The organism is Streptomyces sp. NPDC057682, assembly GCF_042799575.1.
Taxonomy (GTDB): domain Bacteria; phylum Actinomycetota; class Actinomycetes; order Streptomycetales; family Streptomycetaceae; genus Streptomyces.
Map to the genome: position 1 here is coordinate 538614 of NZ_JBHVIN010000002.1, position 23701 is coordinate 562314.

The 23701-nt window shown below is 71.0% G+C and carries 18 protein-coding genes and 2 tRNA genes; 10 read left to right on the forward strand and 10 right to left on the reverse strand.

What is annotated here, in order from left to right; genetic code table 11:
• Positions 1–22 precede the first annotated feature (22 nt).
• Positions 23–1408, reverse strand: a complete 1386-nt coding sequence (gene tig, locus ACFVDM_RS05105; RefSeq protein WP_383633377.1) for a trigger factor — start codon at positions 1406–1408, stop codon at positions 23–25.
• Positions 1409–1559: 151 nt separating this feature from the next.
• A tRNA-Pro gene (locus tag ACFVDM_RS05110) sits at positions 1560–1636 on the reverse strand.
• A gap of 165 nt (positions 1637–1801) precedes the next feature.
• On the opposite strand from ACFVDM_RS05110, the gene ACFVDM_RS05115 reads away from it, so the two are divergent.
• Positions 1802–1875 (forward strand) — tRNA-Gly (locus ACFVDM_RS05115).
• Between the two features lie 71 nt (positions 1876–1946).
• Here the strand turns inward: ACFVDM_RS05115 and ACFVDM_RS05120 are convergent.
• Positions 1947–2141 carry a hypothetical protein gene (locus ACFVDM_RS05120; RefSeq protein WP_383633380.1) on the reverse strand — a complete coding sequence of 65 codons (195 nt, stop codon included), beginning with the start codon at positions 2139–2141 and terminating at the stop codon, positions 1947–1949.
• Positions 2142–2634: 493 nt separating this feature from the next.
• On the opposite strand from ACFVDM_RS05120, the gene ACFVDM_RS05125 reads away from it, so the two are divergent.
• Complete coding sequence (locus ACFVDM_RS05125) at positions 2635–3762, forward strand: acyltransferase family protein (protein ID WP_383633383.1); 1128 nt, start codon at positions 2635–2637, stop codon at positions 3760–3762.
• 179 nt (positions 3763–3941) lie between these two features.
• Here the strand turns inward: ACFVDM_RS05125 and ACFVDM_RS05130 are convergent, their stop codons facing one another.
• The gene (locus tag ACFVDM_RS05130; protein WP_383633386.1) at positions 3942–4418 is read right to left on the reverse strand and encodes an HD domain-containing protein; all 477 of its coding nucleotides are present in this window, start codon (positions 4416–4418) and stop codon (positions 3942–3944) included.
• Between the two features lie 150 nt (positions 4419–4568).
• Between ACFVDM_RS05130 and ACFVDM_RS05135 the strand changes: the two genes are divergently transcribed.
• On the forward strand, positions 4569–5732 hold the full coding sequence (locus tag ACFVDM_RS05135) for a cation:proton antiporter (RefSeq protein ID WP_383633389.1): 1164 nt from the start codon (positions 4569–4571) through the stop codon (positions 5730–5732).
• A 27-nt stretch (positions 5733–5759) separates the two neighbouring features.
• Here ACFVDM_RS05135 and ACFVDM_RS05140 read toward each other — a convergent pair whose 3' ends face one another.
• Positions 5760–6905 carry a PP2C family protein-serine/threonine phosphatase gene (locus tag ACFVDM_RS05140; RefSeq protein WP_383633392.1) on the reverse strand — a complete coding sequence of 382 codons (1146 nt, stop codon included), beginning with the start codon at positions 6903–6905 and terminating at the stop codon, positions 5760–5762.
• 104 nt (positions 6906–7009) lie between these two features.
• Here ACFVDM_RS05140 and ACFVDM_RS05145 point away from each other — a divergent pair, with 104 nt between their 5' ends.
• On the forward strand, positions 7010–8242 hold the full coding sequence (locus tag ACFVDM_RS05145; RefSeq protein ID WP_383633395.1) for a GNAT family N-acetyltransferase: 1233 nt from the start codon (positions 7010–7012) through the stop codon (positions 8240–8242).
• Between the two features lie 61 nt (positions 8243–8303).
• On the opposite strand, the gene ACFVDM_RS05150 is transcribed toward ACFVDM_RS05145, so the two are convergent.
• From ACFVDM_RS05150 to ACFVDM_RS05160, 3 genes are all read right to left on the reverse strand, one after another.
• Positions 8304–9113, reverse strand: a complete 810-nt coding sequence (locus ACFVDM_RS05150; protein ID WP_383633398.1) for an Fpg/Nei family DNA glycosylase — start codon at positions 9111–9113, stop codon at positions 8304–8306.
• A 70-nt stretch (positions 9114–9183) separates the two neighbouring features.
• Positions 9184–9672 (reverse strand): ribose-5-phosphate isomerase, encoded by a 489-nt coding sequence (locus tag ACFVDM_RS05155; protein ID WP_383633401.1) that lies wholly within the window; start codon positions 9670–9672, stop codon positions 9184–9186.
• Between the two features lie 137 nt (positions 9673–9809).
• The gene (locus ACFVDM_RS05160) at positions 9810–10403 is read right to left on the reverse strand and encodes a biotin transporter BioY (protein ID WP_383633404.1); all 594 of its coding nucleotides are present in this window, start codon (positions 10401–10403) and stop codon (positions 9810–9812) included.
• Positions 10404–10793: 390 nt separating this feature from the next.
• Here ACFVDM_RS05160 and ACFVDM_RS05165 point away from each other — a divergent pair, with 390 nt between their 5' ends.
• Together ACFVDM_RS05165 and ACFVDM_RS05170 are read left to right on the forward strand one after the other, a co-directional pair.
• A complete protein-coding gene (locus ACFVDM_RS05165) occupies positions 10794–12275 on the forward strand; it encodes an amino acid permease (RefSeq protein WP_383633407.1) in 1482 nt (493 codons plus the stop codon).
• Between the two features lie 409 nt (positions 12276–12684).
• Entirely contained in the window at positions 12685–13326 is a 642-nt protein-coding gene (locus ACFVDM_RS05170; RefSeq protein WP_383633409.1) for a superoxide dismutase, read from the forward strand.
• Between the two features lie 119 nt (positions 13327–13445).
• Here the strand turns inward: ACFVDM_RS05170 and ACFVDM_RS05175 are convergent, their stop codons facing one another.
• Entirely contained in the window at positions 13446–14096 is a 651-nt protein-coding gene (locus tag ACFVDM_RS05175) for a DsbA family protein (RefSeq protein WP_383633412.1), read from the reverse strand.
• A gap of 134 nt (positions 14097–14230) precedes the next feature.
• Here ACFVDM_RS05175 and pepN point away from each other — a divergent pair, with 134 nt between their 5' ends.
• The 4 genes from pepN to ACFVDM_RS05195 all read left to right on the forward strand — a co-directional run bounded on the left by pepN (position 14231) and on the right by ACFVDM_RS05195 (position 23055).
• A complete protein-coding gene (pepN, locus tag ACFVDM_RS05180; RefSeq protein WP_383633415.1) occupies positions 14231–16828 on the forward strand; it encodes an aminopeptidase N in 2598 nt (865 codons plus the stop codon).
• Between the two features lie 295 nt (positions 16829–17123).
• The gene (locus tag ACFVDM_RS05185) at positions 17124–18191 is read left to right on the forward strand and encodes a hypothetical protein (protein ID WP_383633417.1); all 1068 of its coding nucleotides are present in this window, start codon (positions 17124–17126) and stop codon (positions 18189–18191) included.
• A gap of 258 nt (positions 18192–18449) precedes the next feature.
• Positions 18450–21764 (forward strand): S8 family serine peptidase, encoded by a 3315-nt coding sequence (locus ACFVDM_RS05190; protein ID WP_383633420.1) that lies wholly within the window; start codon positions 18450–18452, stop codon positions 21762–21764.
• A gap of 262 nt (positions 21765–22026) precedes the next feature.
• Complete coding sequence (locus ACFVDM_RS05195) at positions 22027–23055, forward strand: aspartate-semialdehyde dehydrogenase (RefSeq protein WP_383633423.1); 1029 nt, start codon at positions 22027–22029, stop codon at positions 23053–23055.
• Between the two features lie 78 nt (positions 23056–23133).
• On the opposite strand, the gene ACFVDM_RS05200 is transcribed toward ACFVDM_RS05195, so the two are convergent.
• A complete protein-coding gene (locus ACFVDM_RS05200) occupies positions 23134–23634 on the reverse strand; it encodes a DUF1203 domain-containing protein (RefSeq protein ID WP_383633426.1) in 501 nt (166 codons plus the stop codon).
• Between the last annotated feature and the right edge of the window lie 67 nt (positions 23635–23701).

A 23701-nucleotide genomic window follows, 5' to 3' on the forward strand; every position in this document is an offset into this window, starting at 1 on the left:
TCGGGCGGATGGTGAGCGAGGCTCAGGCCTCGGTCTTCTCCTCGGCGGGGAGGTCGGTGCCCTCGGCGGCCTCGACCGTCTCGACGGCCTCTTCCTCGTCGTCCTCCAGGTCGACGACCTCACCGTTGGTGTCGACGACCTTGGCGGCCTCGACGACCACGGCGAGCGCCTTGCCGCGGGCGACCTCACCGACGAGCATCGGCACCTGGCCGCCCTCGACGACGGCCTGGGCGAACTGGTCCGGGCTCATGCCGGAGGAGGCGGCACGCCGCATGAGGTGCTCGGTGAGCTCCTCCTGGTTGACGTTCAGCTTCTCCTTGTTGACCAGCTCGTCGAGGATGAACTGGGTCTTGATGCCCTTGACGGCCTGCTCGGACGTCTCGGTCTCGAACTCCTCGAGCGTCTTGCCCTGGATCTCCAGGTACTTGTCGAGGGTCAGGCCCATCTGGCCGAGCTGGTGGTGCTCCAGGTTGTGCTTGCGGGTCTGGATCTCGTCCGCGAGCAGCTTCTCCGGGATCGGGACCTCGGCGAGCTTCAGCAGCTCCTCCAGGACGCGCTCCTGGGCCTGGGTGGCCTGGTCGTACTGCTTGGTGTTCTCCAGGCGCTTGCGGCTGTCGGCCTTCAGCTCCTCCAGCGTGTCGAACTCGCTGGCCATCTGGGCGAAGTCGTCGTCGAGCTCGGGGAGCTCGCGGGCGGCGACGGCGGTGACCTTGACGGTGACCTCCGCTTCCTTGCCCTCGGCGGAGCCGCCCTTCAGCTCGGAGGTGAAGGTGGCCTCGCCACCGGCCTCCAGGCCGGTCACGGCGGCGTCGATGCCGTCGAGCAGCTCGCCGGAACCGATGGTGTACGAGACACCCTCGGCGACGCCGTCCTCCAGCACCTCTCCGTCGACCTTGGCCTCCAGGTCGATCGTCACGACGTCGCCCTCGGCGGCGGCGCGCTCGACCGGGTTGGTGGAGGCAAAGCGCTCGCGCAGCTGCTCCACGGCCTTCTCGACGTCCTCGTCGCTGACCTCGAGGGCGTCGACGGTGACCTCGATGCCGGAGTAGTCCGGGATCTCGATCTCGGGGCGCACGTCGACCTCGGCGGTGAAGGCCAGCAGCTCGCCGTCCTTCAACTCCGTGATGTCGACCTCGGGCTGGCCGAGGACGTTGAGCTCACCCTCGTTGACGGCCTCGGTGTAGAACTTCGGGAGCGCGTCGTTGACGGCCTCCTCCAGCACAGCACCCCGGCCGAACCGCTGGTCGATGACCCGGTTGGGGATCTTGCCCTTGCGGAACCCCTTCACCGTGACCTGCTGGTTGATCTTCTTGTACGCCGCGTCGAGGCTGTCCTTGAGCTCCTCGAAGGGCACCTCGATGCTGAGCCGAACCCGGGTCGGGTTCAGGGTCTCCACGGCGCTCTTCACGGTTCGGTCTCCTTGGTGGCTGACTTCTTGGGGTTCTGCTCCACCGCTTCACAGGCGGCTTCGCCGACCGAGCCCGGTACATCAGACACACGGGCACGCATTTTGCATAGTAACGGCAAGGGGGAGGACTCCCACAACGCGATCTTGCCGGTGGTCGGGGTGGCCGGATTCGAACCGACGACCTTCCGCTCCCAAAGCGGACGCGCTACCAAGCTGCGCCACACCCCGTCGGTGCGACACGTAGGGTACATGCAGTGAGGCAGTGCATCGGCCGGTTTCCGCGGGCCCGTCGGACCTCGCGCCGCGCGCCTCGAATGGGGTGTGCGGGAGGCGCCCACGACCCGCTACGATGCTTCTCGTGCCGCGGTCCAGGTGACCTGCGGTGCGCCGCTTGCGGGCGTAGCTCAATGGTAGAGCCCTAGTCTTCCAAACTAGCTACGCGGGTTCGATTCCCGTCGCCCGCTCCATGACGCAGGGGCCCGGTCCGTTCGGACCGGGCCCTTTCGCGTTGCCCGGTCCGCGCGGCCGGGCCGGCGGGTCAGAAGGTGATCTGGTTGATCGTCTCGGCTATCGAGTTCATGAACCTGTTGATCGACGGAGCCATGCCGGTCGACGCCAGGAAGAAGCCGAAGAGCACCGCGACGACCGCGGGTCCGCCCTTGATGGAGCCGCCTCGGATCATGACCACCAGGATGATCGCCAAAAGAAGCACCACGGACAGTGAAATGGCCACGACTGTTCACACCCTCGGTCGGTCCGCCTTGCCGGCCCGGAGAGGTGCGGCCCTGCACTCCTCCGTTCCGTCCATGGTGCCACCAACTGCCCTGTGGTTGCTGCCGGGTGACGAATCGACCTGTCGATATCGCGCCATCTTGCGCCCCCTGCGCCCCCTGCGCGCCGGCCGGTCCGCCGGTGGCCGCCCGGACCGCCCCGCACCGGCCCCGGCGCCGGTCGCCCGAGGGGCGGCCCGGTCGGCCACCGGCCGGGCGTGCATGCAATTGCAACGGTGATCGTTTCTGTATCCACACGGTTTATTCACATGCAATTCCGACAGGGCAGCGAGTGGGAATTCACCTCCATAACGGACGGGCGATATGCCCCATTTAAGGGGAGTAAGTAGGGGCATTTCGGGCGCAAGTTGACGGTTTGAGAGGCATCTGCGCGGGCAGCCGGGATATTCGAACGCGGTTTTACGCATTGCAATCGAGACGTCTAGGGTGCTTGAGATGTTCCACGCTCCGCACGCATTTCAGAGGGCCCCGCTCCCATCGGCGACCCGGGAGTCGGAGCCCAGACCGGACGCACCGGCGACCACCGCGGACCGGCCCGATCAGGCCGCCGCGGCGAAACGGCGGGATGCCTACTTCGACAACGCCAAGTACCTGGCCATCGTGCTCGTCGCGGTGGCGCACTCCTGGGTGCCCGTCATGGACGGGAGCCGGGCCGCCCGCGCGCTGTACATGGTGACGTACACCTTCCACATGCCCGCGTTCATCATCATCTCGGGTTATTTCTCACGGTCGTTCGACCTGAGCCCGGCCAAGGTGAAGCGGCTGGTCACCGGGGTGGCCGTGCCGTACGTGGTGTTCGAGACCGGGTACTCGCTCTTCCGGCGGTACGTCGACGACCCCGATGCCCCCGTCAGCCTCACCGAGCCCTGGTACCTGACGTGGTTCCTGGCGGCGCTGTTCATCTGGCGTCTCACCACGCCGATCTGGCAAAACCTGCGCCACCCCCTGGCCGTCTCCCTGGTCATCGCCTGCCTGGCGTCGTTCGCGCCCAGCATCGGCGACGACCTCGACCTGCCGCGCGTCCTGCAGTTCCTGCCCTTCTTCGTGCTGGGGCTCCGGCTCACTCCCGAGCACTTCCGGCTGGTGCGCCGCCGCGAGGTGCGGATCCTGGCCGTGCCCCTGGTCCTGGGAGCGGTGGTGTTCGCGTACTGGGCGGCGCACCGGATGCAACTGGGCTGGTTCCTGCGGAACTCCAGCGCCCAGGACATGGGCAACCCGTGGTGGTACGGCGCGGTGATGACGCTCGCGCTGTTCGGCTGCGCGGTCCTGCTCACCGCCGCGTTCCTGTCCTGGGTGCCGCGCCGCCGCATGTGGTTCACGGTGCTCGGCGCCGGGACGATCTGCGGCTATCTGCTGCACGGCTTCATGGTCAAGGGCGTCGAGTACTCCGGCCTCGTCGACCGGAACGAGTGGCTGGTCTCGCCGACCGGTCTGGTGCTGTTCTCGGTAGTCGCCTCGGCCGGGGTGACGCTGATGTGCACGCCTCCGGTACGGCGCGCGCTGCGGTGCGTGACCGAGCCGGACATGGACTGGGCGTTCCGGAGGGACGCCGCCAGGATCTGAGCACGACCCCGTCCACGGCACCCGGACACGGCGGCGCCCGGCCCCCTCGGAGGGCCGGGCGCCCGCCCAGATCGGACTCGCCCCCCGCACCGGCACCCGCTCCCCGGCCCCCCGGCCCCCCGCCCCCGGGGGGGGGCGGGCCGCCGCCGTGTTGGCTCAATAGCGACGCTCGGGGCCCGTCACCGTACGGAGAGCCCCAGAAGCTCGCGTACCAGCGCATACTTCGCGGTCAGCCGGGTACGGGTGGCCGCGTCCAAAACCGCGAGCCGGTCCGGGTCCGCGTTGTGGGCCAGATCGGCCTCCTTGACCAGCAGGGCCCCGGGTGTGGCCAGAATCCGCCCGGCGTACGCGGGCAGTTCCTCGCCCTCCCGTTTGGTGACGGCGAGCACCATCTCCTTGACCCGTGCCGGCAGCGCGGCACCGGCCAGCCACTCCTCACTGAGCGCCCGGTCCTCCACCGCGTCGTGCAGCCAGGCCGCCGCGATCTGCTCCTCACTGCCGCCCCGGGCGCGCACCCCCTCCGCGACGGCGGCGAGGTGCTCCGTGTAGGGCCGGCCCGCCTTGTCGCGCTGACCGGCGTGGGCCGCGCGGGCGAGGGCCTCGATCTCGGCCAGGGTCAGGGGCGGGCGGGCGGCTGCCTCGGAGGTGGCGGTCATGGGGTGAGCGTACGGCCCGGCCACCGGGCCTCCCCAGGGGGACCGGGAGCGGCGTGGATCGTTCGGTAAACTAATTACTGACGATTTCTTGACGTTCTCTTGACCTAAAGAAGGATCAGGCTCATCGGACACGCAGACACGCTCATCGCCATGGGCGGCGCCTTCCTCGCCGCCGCCGTCCTCGCCCGCGTCGGCAGCCGTATCGGACTGCCCACCATCCCCCTGTTCATCCTGGCCGGGATCCTGCTCGGCCCGCACACACCCGGCATCGTCCTGGTCGCCGACCCGCACGAGCTGGAGATGCTCTCCGCGCTCGGCCTGGTGCTGCTGCTCTTCTACCTCGGCCTGGAGTTCCACCTCGACGACCTCAAGGCGGGCGGCCGCAAGATGGCGCTCGCCGGGGGCACCTATCTCGCGCTGAACGTCGGGGCCGGGCTCGGCTTCGGCTTCGCACTCGGCTGGGGCACCTCCGAGGCGCTGGTCCTCGCCGGAGTGCTCGGCATATCGTCGTCCGCGATCGTCACCAAGGTCCTGGTCGACCTCGGCCGCATCGGCAATCCGGAGACCAAGCCGATCCTCGGCATCATCGTCGTCGAGGACGTGTTCCTCGCCCTCTACCTCGCGGCCCTCCAGCCCATCCTCTCCGGCGCCGACAGCCTCGCCTCGGCCGCCGTCGACGGGGGCAAGGCCTTCGGCTTCCTGCTGATCCTCGCGCTGGCCGCCCGCTTCGGCACCCGGATCGTCGGCAAGCTCATCCACACCCGCGACGACGAACTGCTCGTCATCTCCTTCCTCGGAGCGGCCGTCCTGGTGGCGGGCATCTCCGAGTGGTTCGGTGTCGCGGACGCCATCGGCGCGTTCATGGTGGGTCTGATGCTCGGCAGCACGACCTCGGGGGAACGCATCCTCAAACTGGTCCATCCGCTGCGCGACGCCTTCGGCGCCATCTTCTTCTTCGCGTTCGGTCTCTCCATCAACCCCGGCGATCTGCCCACCGTGGTCTGGCCGGTCCTGGCCGCCGTGGCCGTCACCCTCGCCATGAACGTCCTCGCCGGACTCGCCGCCGCCAAGGTGTACGGTTTCGGCCCCCAGGCCACCGCGAACATCTCGACCACCCTGGTGGCGCGCGGCGAGTTCGCGCTGATCCTCGCCACGATGGCGGCGGGCGCGGGACTGGACGAGCGGCTCTCGCCGTTCATCGCCTGCTACGTCCTGCTGCTCGCGGTGCTGGCCCCCCTGGCGGCCGGACGCTCGCACTGGCTGGCCCGGCTGCTCCCCCGCGGCCGCGAGGCGGTCCCCCTCACCACCGGCTGAGGGCGCGGGCCGTACGCGTACGGTCCGTCAGGCCTTGCGCGAGAGCAGCAGCAGTGCCCGGTCGTCGTTGACGTCCTTGGCGCACGCCTCGATGAGGTGCCACGCCGCACCCTCGAATCCCGTCGTGACATAGCGGTCGGCCTCGCCGGTCAGCCGGTCGATGCCCTCCGCGATGTCACGGTCGGCGGCCTCCACCAGGCCGTCGGTGAACAGCATCAGCACGTCGCCCGGGGCGAGATGGCCCTTCACGGCGTCGAACTCCGCCCCGTCGTACACCCCGAGCAGCGGCCCCTCCGCCGCCTTCTCCTCCCACTGGCCGCTGCCGGCGTGGAGCTGGAGGGCGGGGGGATGGCCGGCCGAGAGCAGTTCGTAGTCCCCCGAGTGCAGGTCGAGCACCAGATGGATCGAGGTGGCGAAGCCCTCGTCCCAGTCCTGGCGCAGCAGATAGCCGTTGGCCGCGGGAAGGAAACCGTGCGGCGGCAGCGAGCCGAGGAGGCCGCCGAAGGCGCCGGAGAGCAGCAGGGCCCGGGAGCCGGCGTCCATGCCCTTGCCGGAGACGTCGGTGAGCACGGCCTCCAGGGTGCGCCCGCCGTTGGTGCGGGCCGCCACGACGAAGTCCCCGGAGAACGACTGCCCGCCCGCCGGGCGCAGCGCCATCTCGCGGTGCCAGCCCTGCGGCAGCCGGGGCAGGGCGCTCTGCACCCGGATGCGTTCGCGCAGGTCGAAGAGCATGGTGCCGCCGCGCCGCCAGGGCACCCCGACCCGGGCGCGGAACTGGGCGAGGATCAGCCCGAGGAATCCGCAGGCGGCCACGGTGAGCACGGTGCCCGGGGTGATGCGACCCGGACCGTCCTCGTACGGGCCGAGCCGGAGCGCCTCCACGATCAGGGCGGCCGCGGCCGTCGCGTACAGCCCGAGCAGGCTGGCCGGGCGCAGCAGCAGACCGCCGGCGACGATCGGCAGGACGAGCACGGTCGGCGCGAACCAGAGCGGATCGAGCAGGGTGGCGCAGGTGAGGGCCGGGACGGTCAGCATCAGCGCGGCCAGCGCGACCCAGTCGGAGCCGTCGCCCCGGAAGTAGTCGACCCCGGAGCGGCGCAGCGCCGTGCGTACCCGGTGCGCCGATTTCCGCAACCGGGCCGGGTACGTCTCTGCTCCTGCGCGTCGGGCCATTGCGGGGACCTTATCGATCCGGGGGCCTCCGGTGCAGGGGGACCCCGTGACAATGCGTTCGAAAACGGGTCGCCGGGCCTCGGACGCCCTGGTAGGCATGGCCCATGACTACAGAGCTCCGTGTGCTGCGCCCGTCCGAGTGGAACCAGTGGTTCGAGTGTCTGGAGCTCGCCTTCGGCGGGGTGGCGGAGCCGCCCGAGCAGCGTGAGCTGGACGAGGCGGTGACCGAGCACGAGCGGTCGATCGGGATCTGGGACGGCGACGACGTGGTGGGGACCGCGGGCGCGTTCAGCTTCCGGGTGGCGGTGCCGGGCGGGGCGATGGTGCCGGCGGCCGGGGTGACGATGGTGAGCGTGGCGGCGACGCACCGCAGGCGCGGGCTGCTCACCTCGATGATGCGCCGACAGCTCGACGACGTCCGGGCGCTGGGCGAGCCGATCGCGGTGCTGACGGCCTCCGAGCCGGCGATCTACGGCCGGTTCGGTTACGGGGTGGCGAGCCGGCAGATGTCCCTGGTCATCGACACGGACCGGGTGCGGCTGAGCGTGCCGGAGGGGACGGACGGGGTGCGGCTGCGGTACGCGCGCGCGGACGAGGCGGTCGCGGCGTGCGAGGGCGTGTACGCGCGCCTGGTGGCGGGCCGGCCGGGCGTTCCGGCGCACGGTCCCGGCTGGGAGCGCAAGCCGCTGATCGATCCGGTCAGCACGCGGGAGGGCGGTTCGGCCCTGCAGTGCCTGCTGGCGGAGCGCGACGGCGAGATCGTCGGCTACACCAACTTCCATCTCCGGCCGGCGTGGGACAAGGCGGGCCCCAAGGGCCGGGTGCTGGTCGGTGATCTCGCGGCGCTGGACCCGGCGGCGTACGCGGCGCTGTGGCGCCATCTGTTCGGGATCGACCTGATGACGGAGGTCGAGGCGCGGAACCGGCCGGTGGACGACCCGCTGCTGCACATGGTGTCGGACGTGCGGCGGTGCGACGTTCGGCTGCGGGACTCGCTGTACGTACGGCTGGTGGAGCTGGGCGCGGCGCTGGAGGCGCGGAGCTACCGGGGGCCGCTGGACGTGGTGTTCGAGGTGGAGGACGCCTTCTGCCCGTGGAACGCGGGGCGCTGGCGGCTGACGGCGGACGCGAAGGGGGCCGCCACCTGCCGGCGCACCGAGGACCCGGCCGATCTGGCGCTCTCGGTGCGGGAGCTGGCGTCGGCCTATCTGGGCGGGGAGGCGCTCTCCGCGATGGCCGGGGCCGGCCGGGTGCGCGAGGTGCGGGCGGGTGCGCTGGCGGAGGCGTCGGCGGCGTTCCTGTCCGATGTCGCGCCGTGGCTGCCCCGGGGGTTCTGAGGCGCCGGTCCGTGCGGAGGGCGCGGGCCGGGGCCCTTTCGGGGGCGGGCCCGGGGCGTCCTCAGCGGGTCTGGCAGCCGGGGCACCAGAAGAGGTTGCGGGCGGCGAGGTCCGCGGTGCGGATCTCGCCGCCGCAGATGTGGCAGGCCTGCCGGGCCCGCCGGTAGACGTACACCTCGCCGCCGTGGTCGTCCACGCGCGGCGGGCGGCCCATCGCCTCGGGCAGGTGCTCGGGGCGGACGGTGTCGATGCGGTTGTTCCGTACGCCCTCGCGCATCAGGGCGCCCAGGTCGGTCCAGATCGCGTCCCATTCGCGGCGGGTGAGGTCCTTGCCGGCGCGGTACGGGTCGATGCCGTGGCGGAAGAGGACCTCGGCGCGGTAGACGTTGCCGACGCCGGCGACGACTTTCTGGTCCATGAGCAGGGCTGCGACGGTGACGCGGCTGCGGGAGATCCGACGCCAGGCGCGCTCGCCGTCCTCGTCGGGGCGCAGCGGGTCCGGTCCCAGCCGTTCCCGTATCGCGGCCTTCTCGGTGTCGGTGATCAGGGCGCAGGCGGTGGGGCCGCGCAGATCGGCGTGGTGGGCGTCGTTGAGCAGGCGCAGCCGCACCGTGTCGGTGGGCGGCGGGGCCGGGACCGTACCGAATCCGAGCTTGCCGAACAGGCCGAGGTGGATGTGGACCCAGCCGCGGTCCCCGAAGCCGAGGAAGAGGTGCTTGCCGTGGGCGTCGGCCTCGTCGAGGACCAGGCCGTCGAGCAGGGCGGCGCTGTCGGCGAACCGGCCCTGCGGGCTGCTGACCCGTACCGGCCGCCCGGCGAAGCGTGCGCGGTGGTCGTCCGCGAGGCGGTGGATGGTGTGTCCCTCGGGCACGGCTGCGGTTCTCCTCGTGACATGGCTGTGCCGCCGGGGGTACCGGCGGCACGGTCAAGGGTAGGGGCGGTCAGCCCTGCTGCGGGTGGTGGGCCGGGATCGGGGGCAGTTCGCCGGTGTTCTCGTACGCGGTGAGCATGTCGATGCGGCGGGTGTGCCGCGCGTCGCCCGAGTACGGGGTGGCCAGGAAGATCTCGACGAACTTGGTGGCCTCCTCGGTGGTGTGCATGCGGCCACCGATGGAGATCACGTTGGCGTTGTTGTGCTCACGGCCGAGGGCGGCGGTCTGCTCGCTCCAGGCGAGTGCGGCGCGGACGCCCTTGACCTTGTTGGCGGCCATCTGCTCGCCGTTGCCGGAGCCGCCGATCACGATGCCGAGGCTGTCCGGGTCGGCGGCCGTCTTCTCGGCGGCGCGCAGGCAGAACGGGGGGTAGTCGTCCTGGGCGTCGTAGATGTGGGGACCGCAGTCGACGACTTCGTGGTCCTGCCCCTTGAGCCACTCGACGAGGTGGTTCTTGAGTTCGTAGCCGGCATGGTCGGATCCGAGGTACACGCGCATGGGGGCAGTGTGGCACGTGCGGCGCCGGGCCGCGGACGACGGGGGTGGGGTGTGCCCGGTGTCGGGCAGGGCGGACGCGCGAAGGCCCGCCGGCGCTTCGCAGCGGTGCCGGCGGGCCTCTTCGTCCGTACGGTGCGTCAGCCGCGGTGGCCCAGCAGCTTCCAGGAGGCGGGCAGGGCGCCCATGGCCAGGGCGGCCTTCAGGGCGTCGCCGAGGAGGAAGGGGGTGAGGCCTGCCGCGATCGCGGCGCTCGCGGACATGCCCGTGGACAGGGCGAGGTAGGGGACGCCGACGGCGTAGATGATCGCCGAGCCGAGAACCATCGTGCCGGCGGTGCGCAGCACGGAACGGTCGCCGCCGCGGCGGGCGAGACCGCCGACGACGGTGGCGGCGAGCAGCATGCCGAGGACGTAACCGAAGGAGGCGCCGCCCGCGCCGGAGCTGCCGGCCGAGAACCACGGCATGCCGGCCATGCCGACGAGCGCGTAGACGGCCAGGGAGAGGAAGCCGCGGCGGGCGCCGAGCGCGGTGCCGACGAGGAGCGCGGCGAAGGTCTGGCCGGTGACGGGGACCGGGGAGCCGGGCACCGGGACGGCGATCTGGGCCGCTATGCCGGTGAGCGCGGCGCCGCCGAGCACCAGGGCGGTGTCCACGGCATAGCGGTTCCGGGCGGCGGGCAGCAGGTCGGCGAGGACCGCTCCGGTACGGACGGGGGCGGCTGCAGTGCTCATCGGATCTCCGCGGGGGTGAGGGCAGGTGGGACGGACCGAGGGTGACGTTAGCCGACGGAGTATGACCGGAACACCGGCAGCGGCCCACAAAGGGGTGAATGAGGGGTTGGTGGGGTTCACACAATCCGGTGCACGCAATCGCGTCGGGGGGTGATGCTCGTCACGGAGGTGAGAGGTGATGATGCCCCTTGCGGGTGAACCGGCCACCAGGGGCGCGACTGTGAATTCCCTCTAAAGCGGCGGCGGATGGCGGGGACGGGGTCCAGGCGGTCCGGTGTGCGTCGTGTGAGGCCCTGGTGCCCGTATAGCGAACGACGGTTCCCGTTGAGCGGGGCGCGTGCTCAGACTGGTTCCCATCCCCCCGTCTCGACCAGTGAACAGAGTTCGTCCATGCCCCGGACTTCCGCGTCTCCCCCCACCGGCTCCCCCACCGAACCGGCCGATCCGTCCGGGCCGGCCGCCGGAACGGAGGCCGCGCTCGGGAACGGCCTCAAGCAGCGCCATCTGTCCATGATCGCGCTCGGCGGGGTGATCGGCGCCGGGCTCTTCGTCGGCTCCGGCGCCGGCATCGCCGCCGCGGGCCCCTCGATCGTGATCGCGTACGCGGTCTCCGGTCTGCTGGTGATGCTCGTGATGCGCATGCTGGGCGAGATGTCGGCGGCCCATCCGGCCTCCGGTTCCTTCTCCGTGCACGCAGAGCGGGCGATCGGCCCGTGGGCCGGGTTCACTGCGGGCTGGGCGTTCTGGGTGCTGCTCTGCGTCGCCGTCGGCCTGGAGGGCATCGCGGCGGCGAAGATCGTCACCGGCTGGCTGCCGGGGACGCCGGAGTGGGCCTGGGTGGCGCTGTTCATGGTGGTGTTCCTGGGGACGAACCTGGCCTCGGTGACACGGTTCGGCGAGTTCGAGTTCTGGTTCGCGGCGCTGAAGGTCACCGCGATCACACTGTTCCTGGTGCTGGGGGTGCTGGCGGTGCTCGGGGTCCTCCCCGGCACGGACGCCCCCGGCACGGCGAACCTCACCGGCGAGGGAGGCTTCCTGCCCAACGGTCCGGAGGGCCTCGTCATCGGCCTGCTCGCCTCCGTCTTCGCGTACGGGGGCCTGGAGACCGTCACCATCGCCGCGGCGGAGTCCGAGGATCCGGTGCGGGGCGTCGCGAAGGCCGTGCGGACGGCGATGTGGCGGATCGCGCTGTTCTACGTGGGCTCGATGGCCGTCGTCGTGACCCTGGTGCCGTGGGACGACCCGAAGGTCGTGGAGGTGGGCCCCTTCTACGCGGCACTGGACCACCTGGGCATCGCCGGGGCGGCGGAGATCATGAACGTGGTCATCCTGGTGGCGCTGCTGTCGGCGATGAACGCGAATGTCTACGGCGCCTCCCGCATGGCCTGCTCACTGGTGGCCCGCGGCCAGGGCCCGAAGCGGCTGGGCCGGGTCGGCTCGGGGGTGCCCCGCACGGCGGTCCTGGTCTCGTCGGCGTTCGGCTTCGGATGCGTGCTGCTGAGCTACTGGCGGCCCGACGACGTCTTCCCGTGGCTGCTCAACATGATCGGCGCGGTGATCCTGGTCGTCTGGATCTTCATCGCCGTCTCCCAGCTGATCCTGCGCTCCCGGCTGGAGCGCGAGGCCCCGCAGCGGCTGGTCGTCCGGATGTGGCTGTTCCCGGGGCTGACCCTGGTCGCCCTGCTGGCCATGGCCGGCATCTTCGTCCTGATGCTCCGCCAGCCGGACACCCGCGACCAGCTGCTGGCGACGGGGGCGCTGACGGTGGTCCTGATCGCGGTGGGCGCGGTGCGCCAGAGGCGCGCGGCGGGTCAGGAGCCCGTGGAGCGTCAGGAGCCGGCGGAGCGTCGGGAGTCCGCGGAGCGCGGATAGGCGCGGACAGTCAGAGCCCCGGACGGAACGCCGGGCGGGCCGGAGGGATCCGGGCCGCCCGGCGTTGTCGCGTCTGTACGGGAGCGTCGCGACGCTACCGGACCGTCCTGCTGGTGCGGGGCCGTCGCGACGCCACCGGATCGTCACGACGCTACGGGTTCGTCCCGTCGGTACCGGAGCGTGGCGACGCTACCGGACCGTCCCGACACCGGACCGTTGCGTCGCTACGAGACCGTCCCGTCGACGCCGGACCGTCGCGACGCTACGGGTTCGTCCCGCTGGTACCGGAGCGTCGCGACGCTCCGGTCCTACGCCGAAGGACTGATCACCCCTCAGCCCTTGCTGCTGTTAGCCTGCTCTTGCATATAGGTTGCAATAACAACAGCACAGCAGTTGGAGGCTTCGAACCATGGCCACGTACACGCTTCCGGAACTCCCGTACGACTACGCGGCGCTCGAACCGGTCATCAACCCGCAGATCATCGAGCTGCACCACGACAAGCACCACGCCGCGTACGTGAAGGGGGCGAACGACACCCTGGAGCAGCTGGCGGAGGCGCGCGACAAGGAGGCGTGGGGAGCCGTCAACGGGCTGCAGAAGAACCTCGCGTTCCACCTCTCCGGCCACATCCTGCACTCCATCTACTGGCACAACATGACCGGTGACGGCGGCGGCGAACCGCTCGCGGCGGACGGCGTCGGCGACCTCGCGGACGCGATCACCGAGTCGTTCGGCTCCTTCGCCGGCTTCAAGTCCCAGCTGACCAAGGCCGCGGCCACCACGCAGGGTTCGGGCTGGGGCGTCCTCGCCTACGAGCCGGTGAGCGGCCGGCTGATCGTCGAGCAGGTCTACGACCACCAGGGCAACGTGGGCCAGGGCTCGGTGCCCGTCCTGGTCTTCGACGCCTGGGAGCACGCCTTCTACCTCCAGTACAAGAACCAGAAGGTCGACTTCATCGAGGCCATGTGGCAGGTCGTCAACTGGCAGGACGTGGCCAAGCGCTACGCCGCCGCCAAGGAGCGCGCGGACGTGCTCCTGCTCGCGCCCTGACCGGCGCCCCGGACGTCCTGCCTCGTGATCGTCTTCTCACCTTTCACCGGGCAGGCGGATGAAGGAGGGCCCCCGCGAGGACGTGACTCGCGGGGGCCCTCTTCTGCGCTCTCTCGGGTTCAGTCGAAGACGGGGCCCTGGGTGCGGGTGCGCTTGATCTCGTAGAAGCCGGGGATCGAGGCGACCAGGAGCGTGCCGTCCCACAGCTTCGCCGCCTCCTCGCCCTTGGGGGCAGGGGTGACGACCGGGCCGAAGAAGGCGATCTGCTCGCCGTCCGGGCCGGGGACGGCGATGACCGGGGTGCCGACGTCCTGGCCGACCTTCTCGATGCCCTCGCGGTGGGAGGCGCGCAGTTCGGTGTCGTAGGCGTCGGAGTCGGCGTACTCGGCGAGTTCGGCGGGCAGGCCGACGTCCTCGAGGGCGCCGAGGACCGCCTCGCGGGTGGGCCCCTCGCCCCGGTTGTGGAAACGGGTGCCGAGGGCCGTGTAGAGCGGACCCACGATGTCGTCGCCGTGCTTCTGCTGGGCGGCGATCACGACGCGGACCGGGCCCCACGCCTTGTTCTCCAGCATGTCGCGGTACTCCTCGGGCAGCTCGTCGAGCCGGTCCTCGTTGAGCACGGCCAGGCTCATCACGTGCCAGCGGACCTCGACGTCGCGGACCTTCTCCACCTCCAGCATCCAGCGGGAGGTCATCCAGGCCCACGGACAGAGCGGGTCGAACCAGAAATCGACGGGGGTCCTGCCGGTCACCGTGCTGTTGTCAGACATCTCTCTCCTCAAGAGGACCGATCGCATCCTGTGGCCCAGAACACCGACGGGCGCGTCGGCCATTCCCGCCTGCCGGGCTCCGGACGGGCATGGGAGGATCAAAGTATTCGAACGTGACACAAAGGAGTGTGCTCGTGCCCGGTGAGAACCTGTCCCGCGACGAGGCCCGTGAACGGGCCGAGCTGCTGGCCGTCGACGGATACGACGTCGAGCTCGATGTCCGTTCCGCGGTCGGCGGGCCCGACGGGGAGGACGGACAGGGTGCCGCACCGCGGACCTTCCGCTCGGTGACGACGATCCGGTTCCGTTCCGCCCGGCCCGGTGCGACGACCTTCGCGGACCTGATCGCCCCGTCCGTGAACGCGGTGACGCTGAACGGCACGGCGCTGGACCCCGCGGCCGTCTTCGACGGGACGCGCGTGACGCTGGCGGACCTGCCCGAGGGCGAGAACGTCCTGGTGGTCGACGCGCAGTGCGCGTACAGCAGGACCGGCGAGGGGATGCACCGCTTCGTCGACCCCGAGGACGGCGAGGTCTACCTCTACACCCAGTACGAGCCCGCGGACGCGCGCCGCGTCTTCGCCAACTTCGAGCAGCCCGATCTCAAGGCCCCCTACCGCTTCCGGGTGACGGCGCCCGAGGAGTGGACGGTGTGGAGCAACGGGGCCGAGGAGTCCCGTGAGGGCGGGGTGTGGCAGTTCGCCGAGACGAAGCCGATCTCGACGTACATCACGGCGGTCGTCGCCGGTCCGTACCACTACGTGACCGACTCCTACAGCCGTACGTTCGAGGACGGCACCACCCTGGAGATCCCGCTCGGCGCGATGTGCCGCAAGGGGCTCGCCCGGCACTTCGACGCGGACGACGTCTTCCTGATCACCAAGCAGGGCCTGGACTTCTTCCACGACAACTTCGACTACCCGTACCCGTTCGGCAAGTACGACCAGGCGTTCGTCCCCGAGTACAACCTCGGCGCGATGGAGAACCCGGGCTGTGTGACCTTCCGCGAGGAGTACATCTACCGCGGCAAGGTGACGCAGGCGGCGTACGAGAGCCGGGCCAACGTCATCCTGCACGAGATGGCGCACATGTGGTTCGGCGACCTCGTCACCATGCAGTGGTGGGACGACCTGTGGCTGAAGGAGTCGTTCGCCGACTTCATGGGCGTCTTCGCCATGGTGGAGGCCACCCGTTTCAAGGACGGCTGGATCACGTTCGCCAACAACCGCAAGTCCTGGGCGTACCGCGCCGACCAGCTGCCCTCCACCCACCCGATCACGGCCGACATCCGTGACCTGGAGGACGCGAAGCTCAACTTCGACGGCATCACGTACGCCAAGGGCGCCTCGGTCCTGAAGCAGCTGGTGGCGTACGCGGGCCGGGAGGCGTTCCTGGAGGGCGCGCGGCGTTACTTCAAGAAGCACGCCTACGGCAACACCCGCCTGGGCGACCTGCTCTCGGTGCTGGCCGAGACCTCCGGCCGGGACATGACGGCGTGGTCGCGTTCCTGGCTGCAGACCGCGGGCGTCAACGCGCTCACCCCGGTGGCGACCTACGACTCCGCCGACCGGATCACCGAGCTGGCCGTGCTCCAGGAGGCGGCGGACACCCATCCGGAGCTGCGCCCGCACCGGGTCGCGGTCGGTCTGTACCGCCGTACGCCCGACGGCGACCTGGTGCGCTACGCGCGTGCCGAGGCGGACGTGTCGGGCCCCCGTACCGTGATCGCGGAGCTGGCCGGTGCGCTGCGGCCCGAGCTGATCCTGGTCAACGACGACGACCTGACGTACTGCAAGGTCCGGTTCGACGAGGCGTCGCTGGACACGCTCCGCGCGCACCTGGGCGATCTGACCGACCCGCTGGCCCGCGCGCTGTGCTGGTCCGCGCTGTGGAACCTCACCCGCGACGGACTGATGCCGGCCCGCGACTTCGTCGCGCTGGTGCTGTCCTTCTCCGGCCGGGAGACGGACATCGGGGTGCTGCAGATGCTGCACACCTGGACGCGTACGGCGCTGGTGCACTACGCGGCCCCGGCCTGGCGCGAGGAGGGCGCACGGAGCCTGGCCGAGGGCGCGCTGCGCGAGCTGCGGCTCGCGGAGCCGGGCAGCGAGCACCAGCTGGCCTGGGCCCGTTTCTTCGCCGCCGTGGCCTCCTCGGACAGCGACTTCCAGCTGCTGTCCGGGCTGCTCGACGGCACCGCCCGGATCGACGGCCTGGACGTCGACCAGGAGCTGCGCTGGGCCCTGCTGTCCCCGCTGGCCTCGCACGGCGCGGCCGACGAGGCCGCGGTCGCCGCCGAACTGGCCCGGGACGACACGGCGTCCGGCAAGCGCCACCAGGTGCGGTGCCTGGCCTCGCGCCCCTCGGCAGCGGTCAAGGCGCAGGCGTGGGCGGCCGTCGTGGAGTCGGACGCGCTCTCCAACGCCCTGGTGGAGGCCACGATCCTGGGCTTCTCGCAGTCCTCGCAGCGCGAGCTGCTGGCGCCGTACGCGGAGAAGTACTTCGCCGCGATCGAACGGGTCTGGGCCGAACGCTCGATCCAGATCGGGATGTCCGTCGTGCGGGGGCTGTTCCCCGCGCTCCAGGACGACCCGGCCACGCTCGCGGCGGCGGACGCCTGGCTCGCCGGGCACGCGGACGCGGCCCCGGCGCTGCGGCGTCTGGTCCTGGAGTCCCGGGACGATCTGGCGCGGGCCCTGCGCGCCCAGGAGTGCGACGCCGCCGAGGACTGATCCCCGGCCCGTTCCCGCAGTGCGATTCCTCGCGGCCCGTCCTCCCCGTCCGGGGTGGGCGGGCCGCGGTGTTCCGTCCCCGGTGTGGTCACCGGGTGCTCCCGCCGGGTGCGCGGGGCGTGTGCGCCCGGCGCCCGGTGGTGGTGGCGCGCCCCCGGTGACCAGCGGGTAAACCACGGCGGGTCGGGCCTTTTCGGCAGTCGAACGTCCGTACTTTAGGACGGCGTTGTCCGGGTATGTCGACGGGCCTGTAACAGGGGTTCAGGCCCCGGCCGCCGACGGGATAGACCGAAGCATGACCCAGGACACCCCACTCTCCCCCTGTCACTCCCGTATCGCGCCGGACGCCCGTGAGCGGGTCCTGTCGGCCGCCCAGTTGAAGGCCCGGGGCATCTCCCCCGCGCAGAGCGCCGGACGGTGTCTGCCCGGCGGTCCGTGGCAGCAGCCGCTGCCCGGTGTCTTCGTCCTGCACCCCGGTCCGCTCAGTGACCGGGAGAGGCTGCGTTCGGCGCTGCTGTACGCGGGACGGCCTCCCGCCGCCGGACGGCGCTCCGCCCCGGCGCGCGCCGGGGGCACCGATCCCGGGTACGGCGAGGCGGTGCTCACCGGTCTGGCCGCGCTCTCGCTGCACGGCTTCACCACCGCCCCGCCCGCCCTCGCCACGGACCGGGTCGACGTGCTGGTGCCGCGCGCCCGGCGGCTGCGCTCGGCCGGCCACGTACGGCTGACGCGCACCTCCGACCTGCCGGAGGCGGAGCGGGTGGACGGGCTGCCGGTGGCTCCGGCGGGCCGGGCCCTGGCGGACGCCGTGGCCGGGCTGGGGGACGCGCTCGTGGTGCGCCGACTGCTGACCGAGGCGGTGCGCGGCGGGCACTGCGAACCGGCGGTCGTGGTGGGCGAACTGAACCGGGCGAAGGTGCTCGGCCGCCCCCAGGTGGTGCACGCGGTGGACTCGCTGCTCGCCGAGGGGCGGGCGCTCGCCGAGGAGCGGCTGTACGACCTGGTGCGGGCGCACGGGCTGCCCGAGCCGCTGTGGAACGTGGACCTGCGGCTGCCCGGCGGTCCGCATCTGGGCGCGGTCGACGCGTACTGGCCCGAGGAGGCGGTGGCCGTGGAACTGGAGGCGCGGGCGCCGCGCCACAGCCGGCTGCCCGACGGGCGGCTGCGGCAGGAGCACGAGAGCGTGTGGTCCGCGTACACGGAGCGGCGCGAGCACCTGGAGCGGCTCGGTGTCACCGTCGTCCATCTCTCGCCGGGGAAGCTGCGGGACGCTCCCCGGCAGCAGGCGGCCGTGGTCCGGACGGCGTTGATGGCGGCGGCCGACCGGGAGCCGGCCGCGTATGTCATGATCCTTCCGCGCTGACCCCGTACGCCCCGCCGGTCCTGTCGGCCTCCTGGGTCTCATGAACCCCGATGACCTCGGTTCCCGCAGGTGTCGCACCCGCCGCCACGCGCACCACGTATCAGCGCATTCGTCCCGTGTGACGCTTCGTCACCACTGGCGGGATTACGCCATGACCGCATCTCACCCCCCACAAACTCTCCACAAACACCGGTCATCTACGAAAGGGTGAGCGATCATCCGGTACCGATTTCCGGACTCTCTCTTTCACATTCAGGGATGCAGATGACCTCCGAATCCCCCGGCTCCATACCTGGGGCCAGACGCGCGGCCCGCGTCGCGGCCGCCGCCGGACTGGTGGCCGCGCTCGCCGCCTCCGGCGCCGGCCCCGTGTTCGCGGCCGACGACCCGGCAGCCTCCCCCGTCAAGGCCGCCGCCACGGGCTCCGCCCCGGCGGACAAGCTCGGCAAGGCCGACGCCGATGTCCTCGCCAAGGCCAAGGCCAAGGGCGAGAAGAGCATCACGATGATGGTCGCCACCGCTCCCGGTGCGACCGAGCAGGTCGCCGAGCAGCTGGACTCCGTCAAGGGCTCCGTGCTGGGCCGGGCGTACGACAAGCTCGGTTACGTACGGGCGACCGTGCCGACCTCGGCGGCCGACGCCGCCATCAAGGCGGCCTCGAAGCTGTCCTCCGTCCACGGCATCGATCTCAAGCAGGAGATCATGCTGGACGACCCGACCCCGGCGGCCGACCGCGCGGCCGGTGCCAAGGCCTCGGTGAAGTCGACGGGCACCTACCCGGCGCCCGGGAAGAAGACGCCGGCGAAGAACCCGTACAACCCGTCCTTCGAGACGGGCGCGGTCGACTTCGTCCAGCAGCACCCCAAGGCCGACGGCCGCGGAGTGACGATCGGCATCCTGGACTCCGGTGTCGACCTCGGCCACCCGGCGCTGCAGAAGACCACGACGGGCGAGACCAAGATCACCGACTGGGTGACGGCCACCGACCCGGTCGCCGACGGCGACGGCACCTGGCTGCGGATGACGGACTCCGTGTCCGGCCCGACGTTCACCTACGGCGGCCGCACCTACTCCGCCCCGGCCGGTTCGTACAAGGTCAGTGTCTTCCAGGAAGCCGCCACCAAGGGCGGCGACATGGCGGGCGACCTCAACCGCGACGGGGACACCACCGACAGCTGGGCCGTCCTGTACGACCCGGTCACCGGTTCCGTCCGGGTGGACCTGAACAACAACGGGAACTTCTCCGACGACGCGGTCCTCAAGCCGTACAAGGAGAAGCACCAGGTCTCCTACTTCGGTACGGACGACCCGCGCACCGATGTCGTCGAGCGCGTCCCGTTCGTCGTCGAGACCCGCAAGAACGTCGTGTACAACGCGGCCGGGGCCACCTCCGACTACGTCAGCATCGGCGTCATCGAGTCCGAGCACGGCACGCACGTCGCGGGCATCACCGCCGCGAACGGCCTGTTCGGCGGCAAGATGAACGGTGCCGCGCCCGGCGCGAAGATCGTCTCCTCGCGCGCCTGCACCTGGTCCGGCGGCTGCACCAACATCGCGCTCACCGAGGGCATGATCGACCTCGTCGTGAACCGCGGCGTCGATGTCGTCAACATGTCGATCGGCGGACTGCCGCCGCTCAACGACGGCAACAACGCCCGCGCCGAGCTGTACAAGCGGCTCGTCGACATCTACGGCGTCCAGCTCGTCATCGCGGCCGGCAACGACGGCCCGGGGCTGAACACCATCAGCGACCCCGGCCTCGCCGACCACGTCATCTCCGTCGGCGCGTCCATCTCCAAGGAGACCTGGGCCGCCAACTACGGCTCCGGCGTCACCAAGAAGTACGACATGCTGCCCTTCTCCTCGCGCGGTCCGCGTGAGGACGGCGGCTTCACCCCGACGCTGACCGCCCCCGGCGCGGCGATCAACACCACCCAGACCTGGCTGCCCGGCGGCCCGGTCAAGGAGGCGGGCTACGACCTGCCGGCCGGTTACTCCATGCTCCAGGGCACGTCGATGGCCTCCCCGCAGGCCGCCGGCGCCACCGCGCTGCTGCTGTCCGCCGCGAAGCAGAAGCACATCGAGCTGCCCCCGGCCGACCTGCGCACCGCGCTGACCTCCACCGCCACCGAGATCAAGGGCGTCCCCGCGCACGCGCAGGGCTCCGGTCTGATCGACATCGTCGGCGCCTGGAAGCAGATCCAGAAGCAGGGCGCCCCGGCGCACGAGTACAGCGTCAAGGCCCCGGTCGACACCGCGATCGACTTCGCGCTGAAGACCCCGGGCTTCGGCACCGGTCTGTACGACCGCGAGGGCGGCCTCAAGGCCGGCCAGACCAAGACGTACGACGTGACGGTCACCCGCACCACGGGCCCGGACAAGGACGTCAAGCACAAGCTGTCCTGGAAGTACAACGACGGCACCTTCAAGCTGCTCGGCGCGAAGAACGTCGAGCTGCCGCTGGGCGAGCCGGTCACGGTCAAGGTCCAGGCGAAGCCGCGCAGCGCGGGCGTGCACAGCGCCATCCTCACGGTGGACGACGCGAAGACCTCCGGGGTGGACCAGCAGATCATGGCCACGGTCGTCGTCGCCAAGGACCTGGTGAAGCCGTCCTACGCGTACACGGTGTCCGGTTCGGTGCAGCGCAACAGCACCACGTCGTACTTCGTGAACGTTCCGGAGGGCGCCAAGACCCTTGAGGTCGCCCTCGGCGCGCTGCGCTCGGGCAGCCAGACCCGCTTCATCTCCATCCACCCGTACGGGGTCCAGATGGAGGACAGCGGGACGCCGTTCTGCTACCCGAACTACGAGAACCCGGCCAACACCTGCCGCCCGGACGTGCGCTCGTACGCCGACCCGCAGGCCGGTGTCTGGGAGATCGAGATCGAGGCCCGGCGCACCTCGCCGCTGCTCGACAACCCGTACAAGCTGGACGTCTCGCTGCTCGGCGCGACCTTCGACCCGGCGGTGCAGAAGCTCGCCGAGGCGAAGATCGGCACCCCGGCCACGGTGAACTGGACCGTCACCAACAACGGTGGCGACCTGGCGGGCAAGCTCAAGGGCGGTTCGCTGGGCTCGGCCGACGTCGAGCGTCCGTCGATCTCCACCGGGGACCAGATCCTCAAGGAGGTCACCATCGGTGAGGGCGTCGAGCGGCTGGACGTCGCCATCGGCTCCACCGAGGACACCAACGCCGACCTGGACCTGTACGTCTTCCGGGGCGCCACCCAGGTGGCCGCGTCCACCACGGCCGGCTCCGAGGAGTCCGTCAGCCTGGTGAAGCCCGCCGCGGGCACGTACACGGTCCTCGTCCACGGCTACGACGTCCCGGCCGGGACCACGGCCTACGACTACCGCGACGTGTACTACTCGTCGACGCTCGGCACGATCAGCGTCGACGAGACGAAGGCGGTCGACCTGGCCTCCGGTGCCTCCGCGCAGGTCTCCGCCGAGGTGAAGGTCGCCGGTGAGGCCCCCGCGGGCCGGCAGTTCTTCGGCGAGGTCCAGCTGGTGAACGGGCGCGGCACCGCGGCCGGCACCGGCAGCGTCGTGATCGAGAAGGTCACGCAGTAACGGCGGCGCCGTGATCGTTCGATCACTTCGTGATCGATTGATCGATTGATCGCTCCCGTGATCGCTTGATCGGTTCGGTGATCGCATGATCGCTTTCCCGGTCGTGTGATCCGTACGACAGTGGGGCGGACGCTCACCGGCGTCCGCCCCACACCGCTGTGCGGGCTGTCCGCTCCCCGGACAATGGATTGGACAAGGAAGCCGTGGACATACGCATCATGGAGCGGCAACCGTGCCCGTTCGTACGTCTGAGGGAGTTCCTGTGAAGGTCGGAATCGTCGGCGCCACCGGTCAGGTCGGCACAGTCATGCGCAGGATCCTGGCCGAGCGGAAGTTCCCGGCCGACGAACTGCGGCTCTTCGCCTCCGCCCGTTCGGCGGGCACCACGATCGAGTGGGAGGGCCGGGAGATCACCGTGGAGGACGCCGCCACGGCCGACTACACGGGCCTGGACATCGTGCTGTTCTCCGCCGGCGGTGCCACCTCGAAGGCGCTCGCCGAGAAGGTCGCCTCGCAGGGCGCCGTCGTGATCGACAACTCCTCCGCCTGGCGCAAGGACGCCGAGGTCCCGCTGGTCGTCTCCGAGGTCAACCCGCACGCGGTCGCGGACCGCCCCAAGGGCATCATCGCCAACCCGAACTGCACCACGATGGCCGCCATGCCCGTGCTGCGCCCGCTGCACGACGAGGCCGGTCTGGAGACCCTGACCGTCGCCACGTACCAGGCCGTCTCCGGCTCCGGGGTGGCCGGTGTGGCCGAGCTGCACGGCCAGGCGTCCAAGGTCGTCGCCGACGCCGACAAGCTCACCCACGACGGCGAGGCCGTCGACTTCCCCGAGCCGGGTGTCTACAAGCGTCCGATCGCCTTCAACGTGCTGCCGCTGGCCGGCTCGATCGTCGACGACGGCTCCTTCGAGACCGACGAGGAGCAGAAGCTCCGCAACGAGTCCCGCAAGATCCTGGAGATCCCCGGGCTGAAGGTCTCCGGCACCTGTGTCCGCGTCCCGGTCTTCTCCGGGCACTCGCTCCAGGTCAACGCCCGCTTCGCCCGTCCGATCAGCGTGGAGCGCGCCTACGAGCTGCTGAAGGACGCCCCGGGCGTCGAGCTCTCCGAGATCCCCACCCCGCTCCAGGCAGCGGGCAAGGACGCCTCCTTCGTGGGGCGCATCCGGGTCGACGAGACCGTGGACCACGGCCTCGCGCTCTTCGTCTCCAACGACAACCTTCGCAAGGGCGCCGCGCTCAACGCGGTGCAGATCGCGGAGCTGGTCGCCGCCGAACTGGCCCGCTGACCCCTCCGGCCCCCGTCCCGGCCCCCTCCGGCGGCCGGGGACCGGGGGCCCGCGTGCGAGGCCGGGCGGGGGGCCCGGTCACGCCCGGCGCACCTCGAAGTGCCAGCAGCCGTACTCGACGGCCCTGACGTGCACCAGCGCCACCGCCGGATCGGCGAACGCCTCCGCGAACGCCTCGTCGAAGCCCCGCTCCTCGTCGGCCGGGATCTCCAGCAGCCGGCCGCCCACGATCCGCCCCTCCGCGTCGTAGCGGCGCACGGTGCGCAGGGCGCCCGCCCGGGAGAACGGATAGCCGCTCCGGTCCTGTGCCGGTCCCTCGCACTCGCCGGCGTGGATGAAGACCGGCCCCGTCTCGTCGTACGCCCCGGGCCGGGCCCAGGCGGCCGCCGCCCAGCGGCGCAGCGGCGCGTAGCCGACCAGGGCGATCTCCTCCCCCACCTCGTTCCCCCGCAGGCAGCAGCGCAGGGGCGCGCCCGCCTCCGTCGCGGTGTACGGGACGCAGGGGCGGTCGGCGTCGTCAATGGTGCGGAGTTCCTTGAGCGCGGCCGTTTCGATCGCGCGTGCGTGGTATCGGGTCATGGTCCGAGCATCGCGTCCGAACGCCTCCGGGTCCGGCGGAAAACGGACATCGCTCTGGGGACGAGCG